Consider the following 5245-nt stretch of genomic DNA (forward strand, 5'->3'; position numbering starts at 1 on the left):
GCACCCACCTGCATGCCACCGACTCGGGGTGTTCGAGCGGCCAGCCGGCGTCCGTCCTGTGTTCCTCAGCGGTCCTTCGGCTCAGGCCTTCGCCGCGCAGGAGCCGCAGGTGCCGAAGATCTCCAGGGTGTGCGCGATGTCGCTGAAGCCGTGCTCGGCGGCGACCGCGTTCGCCCAGCGCTCGACCGCGGGGCCCTCGACCTCGACCGTCGCCCCGCAGAGGCGGCAGACCAGGTGGTGGTGGTGCCCGCTGCTGCACCGGCGGTAGACCGCCTCGCCCTCGGCCGTCCGCAGCACGTCCACCTCGCCGGCCTCGGCCAGCGACTGCAGCGTCCGGTAGACGGTCGTCAGACCGACCGAGTCACCGCGGTGCTTGAGCATGTCGTGCAGCTCCTGCGCACTGCGGAAGTCCTCGATCTCGTCCAGGGCCGCCGAGACGGCGGCTCGCTGCCGAGTGGATCGGGCGCGCGGCGTCGGGCCTGCGGTCGTCACCGTGGGTCCTCCTGGGAATGGGAAGCTGTCGCACCTCATTGTGCCAGCCCCCGACCGGCCGCCGATGCGCTCTCGGCGGCCTTGGCCTGCCCCGGAATCGTGCCCGTCCGGCCGTCCCGCGGCACCCCGGTGTCGCACACGGCCGGCCCGGTGTCCGGCGCCGTCCGGTGGCGTCGCCGGGCCAGCGGCGCGGCCGCCGCACTGAACAGGGCGAAGGCCGCGATCGCCAGCAGCACGATGGCCGGTCCGGACGGCACGTCCGCCTGGTAGGAGCCCATCACACCGAGCACCGAGACGGTGATCCCGAGGGCGACCGCCGCCGCCTGGGTCGCCGCGAAGGACCGGGTGAGCTGCTGCGCGGCGGCCACCGGGACGACCATCAGCGCACTCACCAGCAGCAGTCCGACCACCCGCATCGCCACCGTGACGGTGACCGCGGCCATCACCGCGAGCAGCAGGTTGAGCACCCGGACGGGGATGCCGGTGACCCGGGCGAACTCCTCGTCCTGGCAGATCGCGAAGAGCTGCCGGCGCAGTCCGAAGGTGACCGCGACGACCACCGCGGCCAGCCCGCCGATGGTGGCCAGGTCGGTGGGGGAGACGGTGAGGATGGAGCCCCAGAGGTAGCTCTCCAGGCTGGCGCCGCCGGCCTGGGCGGTGGCGCTCACACTGACCAGCAGCTTGCCGCAGGCCATGCCGCCGTAGAAGAGCATCGCCAGGGCGATGTCGCCGCGCTGGTTGCCGCGCGAGCGGACGAGCTCCATCACGACGGCGCCGAGCACGCAGACCAGCACGGCCATCCAGACCGGGCTGGTCTGGAACAGGAAGCCCAGGCCGACACCGGTCAGGGCCACGTGCCCGATCCCGTCGCCCATCAGGGCCTGCCGGCGCTGCACCAGGTAGATGCCGACGGCCGGCGCGGTGATGCCCACCAGGACGGCGGCGACCAGCGCCCGCTGCATGAAGTCGAACTGGAACATCTCGGTCATGCCAGCAGTCCTGGGGGAGTCGGGTCGGCGTGCGGGTGGACGTGGTCGTGGCCCGGCAGGGCGTGCTGGCCGACGCTCTCGGGCGGCGGCCCGTCGTGCGCCACGCAGCCGTCGCGCAGCACCACGGCGCGGTCGATCAGCGGTTCCAGCGGGCCGAGTTCGTGCAGCACGAGCAGGACGGCGCAGCCGCGGGCGACCTCGCTGCGGAGGATGTCGGCGAGCACCTGCTGGCTGCCGACGTCCACGCCGGCCATCGGCTCGTCCATGATCAGGAGATCCGGCTCGCCGACCAGCGCCCGGGCGATCAGCACCCGCTGGTGCTGGCCGCCGGAGAGCCCGGCCACGCCGTCGCCGGCCCGGTCCAGCATGCCGACGGCGGCGAGCGCCCGGTCGACGGCCTCGCGGTCGCGGCGCCGCAGCGGCCGCAGCCGGTGCTGCGGGAGGCGTCCGGTGGAGACCACCTCGCGGACGGTGGCGGGCACCCCGCCGGCGGCGGTCGTCCGCTGCGGCACGTAGCCGATCCGGTGCCAGCCGCGGAAGCGGCGCTGCGGCGTGCCGAACAGCTCCAGGCTGCCGTGGTCCAGGGCGACGGAGCCGATCACCGCCTTGACGGTGGTGGACTTGCCCGAACCGTTGGCGCCCAGCAGGGCCACCACCTCGCCCGGGCCGACGGAGAGGTCGACGCCGCGCAGCACCGGCCGACCGCCGACCGCGGCCACCGCACCGGACAGCCGGACCACCGCGGGGGAGCCGTCCTCAGGCCGCGGTGCGGCGGACCGGCCTTCGGCCGGGGAGGAGGACGTGGCGGGGGAAGCGGAAGGGGACGTCGCGGTCGAGAGGGAGGCCGCGGGCGAAGGAGATGTCGCGGTCGAGAGGGACGCCGCGGGCGAAGGAGATGTCGCGGGCGAAGGAGATGCCGCAGGTGGGGGGATGACTGAACTCATGGCGTGGTGTCCCGTCAGCTGGTGGCGCCGAGCGCGGCCCGCAGGGTGGTCAGGTTCTGGTGCATGATCGAGAAGTAGTCGCCCTTGCCGTCCCTGATGCCCTCCAGCGGGTCGAGGACGGCGGTCTTGAGACCGAGGTCGCGGGCGACGCCCTCGGCGAGGGCGGGGCTGACCAGGCTCTCGAAGAAGATCGTGGTGACGCCGTGCTCGCGGGCCGCCTTCTGGATCGTGGCGAGCCGGGCGGGGGTGGGTTCGGCCTCCGGGTCGACACCGCTGATCGCGATCTGCTCGATGCCGTAGTGGTCGGCCAGGTACCCGAACGCGGCGTGGCTGGTGACGAACGACCGGCCGTGCACGCTCGCAAGCCCCGTCCGGAAGTCCGCGTCGAGGGAGTCGAGACGGTTCACCAGGTCGGCGGTGTTCCGCTGGTAGTCCGCGGCGTGCACCGGGTCGGCCTTGGCGAACTCCGCGCCGACCGCCTTGGCGACCGCCGCGTACCGGGTCGGGTCGAGCCAGATGTGCGGGTCGCCGGCGGCGTCCTGGTGGGAGTGGCCGGCCTCGTCCTGGGTGCCCTCGTCGAGGTGGTGGTCGACCAGGGGGGAGGCGGAGGTGGCGTCGATGACGTGCTTGGAGTGCGACTGGGCGACGGCCTTGTCGACGGTCGGCTGGAGCCCCTTGAGATAGAGGACGGCGCCGGCCTGCTGGACGGCGCCGACCTGCTTGGCGGTCAGTTCGAGATCGTGCGGCTCGACGCCGGCGGCGGTCAGGTCGGTGACCTTCACGTGCTCGCCGCCGATCTGCGAGGCCAGGAACTCCATCGGGTAGAAGGAGGCGACCACCTTGAGCCGCCCCTGGGCGTCCTGCGCGCTGCTGGCCCCGCCGCAGGCGGTGAGGGTGAGCGCGGCCACGACCGTGGCGGTGGTCAGGCCGACCGTGGCGGTGGATATCGCGCCGGGGGACCGGCGCCGGCCGAGGCGTCGCAGGATCATCATGACAACCATTCTCATGTTATGTGGAAATGATTGTCAACTCACCCGATTGGGTGACCGCTGCCCGTGGCTCGGGGAGGCTGTGGGGCGGGCTCGGGGAAACTGTGAGGCGGGCCCGGGGAGGCTGTGGGGCGTGCTCGGGGGAGCGGTCGTGGGGTGGGTGCGGGGTGGCGGCGGAGTGGCGGTGGGGTGGGTGCGGGGCGGAAGCGGTGCAGGGCGTGGGGCGGGCTCGGGCGGGTGTGGGGCGGGCGCGGGGCGGGAGGCGTGGTCAATACCGATGTGAAGGCCTTCCCCGATCCCGGTAACCTGAGGTATTCGGGTGCGTGCAACCAGCCGCGCCCAGACCGTGCCGTCGTACTGAAGAGAGCACTGTGGCCGCCGACAAGATCGACACGATCGTCAGCCTGAGCAAGCGCCGTGGCTTCGTCTACCCCTGCAGCGAGATCTACGGCGGTACTCGCGCCGCCTGGGACTACGGTCCGCTGGGTGTGGAGCTCAAGGAGAACATCAAGCGCCAGTGGTGGCGCGCGATGGTGCACGCTCGGGAGGACGTCGTCGGACTCGACTCCTCGGTGATCCTCGCCCGCGAGGTCTGGGAGGCCTCCGGCCACGTCGCCACCTTCAACGACCCGCTCACCGAGTGCCTCTCCTGCCACAAGCGGTTCCGCGCGGACCACCTGGAGGAGGCGTACGAGGCCAAGCACGGCAAGCTGCCCGCCAACGGCCTCGCCGACATCAACTGCCCGAACTGCGGCAACAAGGGCGCCTTCACGGAGCCCAAGGAGTTCTCGGGCATGCTGAAGACGCACCTCGGTGTCACCGAGGACGCGTCCGGCCTGGCCTACCTCCGGCCGGAGACCGCGCAGGGCATCTTCACCAACTTCAGCGCCGTCCAGACCACCTCGCGCAAGAAGCCGCCGTTCGGCATCGCCCAGGTCGGCAAGAGCTTCCGCAACGAGATCACGCCCGGCAACTTCATCTTCCGGACCCGCGAGTTCGAGCAGATGGAGATGGAGTTCTTCGTCAAGCCGGGCGAGGACGACAAGTGGCACGAGTACTGGCTCGAGCAGCGCTGGAACTGGTACCGCGACCTCGGCCTGCGCGAGGAGAACATGCGCTTCTTCGAGCACCCGAAGGAGAAGCTCTCCCACTACGCCAAGCGCACGGTCGACATCGAGTACCGCTTCAACTTCGGCGGCACCGAGTTCTCCGAGCTCGAGGGCATCGCCAACCGCACGGACTACGACCTGTCCGTGCACAGCGAGCACTCCGGCAAGGACCTCCGGTACTTCGACCAGGAGTCCGGCGAGCGCTACTTCCCGTACGTGATCGAGCCCGCAGCCGGCCTCAACCGCGCGATGCTGGCCTTCCTGCTCGACGCCTACTTCGAGGACGAGGCTCCCAACGCCAAGGGCGTCATGGAGAAGCGGGCCGGCATGCGCCTCGACCCGCGACTCGCCCCGGTGAAGGTCGCCGTGCTGCCGCTGTCGCGCAACGCCGACCTCTCGCCGAAGGCCCGCGGCCTGGCCGCCGACCTGCGCACCGCCTGGAACGTCGAGTTCGACGACGCCGGTGCCATCGGCAAGCGCTACCGCCGCCAGGACGAGATCGGCACCCCGTTCTGCGTCACCGTCGACTTCGACACCCTCGAGGACAACGCGGTGACCGTTCGCGAGCGGGACACCATGGCGCAGGAGCGCGTGTCGCTCGACCAGGTGAAGTCCTACCTGGCTGCCCGCCTGATCGGCTGCTGAGACCGAACCGTGTAGCCCTGTAGCCCTGTAGCCCTGTAGCCCGAGCCCTGTGCCCCGGGCGCGCGGCCCGGGCCCCG

General features: G+C 71.7%; 5 protein-coding genes. 1 reads left to right on the forward strand and 4 read right to left on the reverse strand.

The genetic code is table 11. The annotated features are described in order from the left end of the window. Window positions 1-81: 81 nt before the first annotated feature. From ACFV0G_RS34730 to ACFV0G_RS34745, 4 genes are all read right to left on the reverse strand, one after another. Window positions 82-492 (reverse strand): Fur family transcriptional regulator, encoded by a 411-nt coding sequence (locus ACFV0G_RS34730; RefSeq protein ID WP_380556584.1) that lies wholly within the window; start codon window positions 490-492, stop codon window positions 82-84. A gap of 35 nt (window positions 493-527) precedes the next feature. After that, window positions 528-1481 carry a metal ABC transporter permease gene (locus tag ACFV0G_RS34735; protein ID WP_380556586.1) on the reverse strand — a complete coding sequence of 318 codons (954 nt, stop codon included), beginning with the start codon at window positions 1479-1481 and terminating at the stop codon, window positions 528-530. After that, complete coding sequence (locus ACFV0G_RS34740) at window positions 1478-2221, reverse strand: metal ABC transporter ATP-binding protein (protein WP_380556588.1); 744 nt, start codon at window positions 2219-2221, stop codon at window positions 1478-1480. Before ACFV0G_RS34740 ends, ACFV0G_RS34735 begins: the two co-directional genes overlap by 4 nt. A 218-nt stretch (window positions 2222-2439) precedes the next feature. Beyond that, on the reverse strand, window positions 2440-3417 hold the full coding sequence (locus ACFV0G_RS34745) for a metal ABC transporter substrate-binding protein (RefSeq protein ID WP_380556590.1): 978 nt from the start codon (window positions 3415-3417) through the stop codon (window positions 2440-2442). A gap of 368 nt (window positions 3418-3785) precedes the next feature. On the opposite strand from ACFV0G_RS34745, the gene ACFV0G_RS34750 reads away from it, so the two are divergent. Continuing rightward, window positions 3786-5168: a glycine--tRNA ligase gene (locus ACFV0G_RS34750; protein WP_380556592.1), complete on the forward strand. Its 1383-nt coding sequence runs from the start codon at window positions 3786-3788 to the stop codon at window positions 5166-5168. Window positions 5169-5245 lie beyond the last annotated feature (77 nt).

Origin of the sequence: Kitasatospora sp. NPDC059571 (assembly GCF_042735675.1) — a bacterium.
Classification (GTDB): Bacteria; Actinomycetota; Actinomycetes; order Streptomycetales; family Streptomycetaceae; genus Kitasatospora.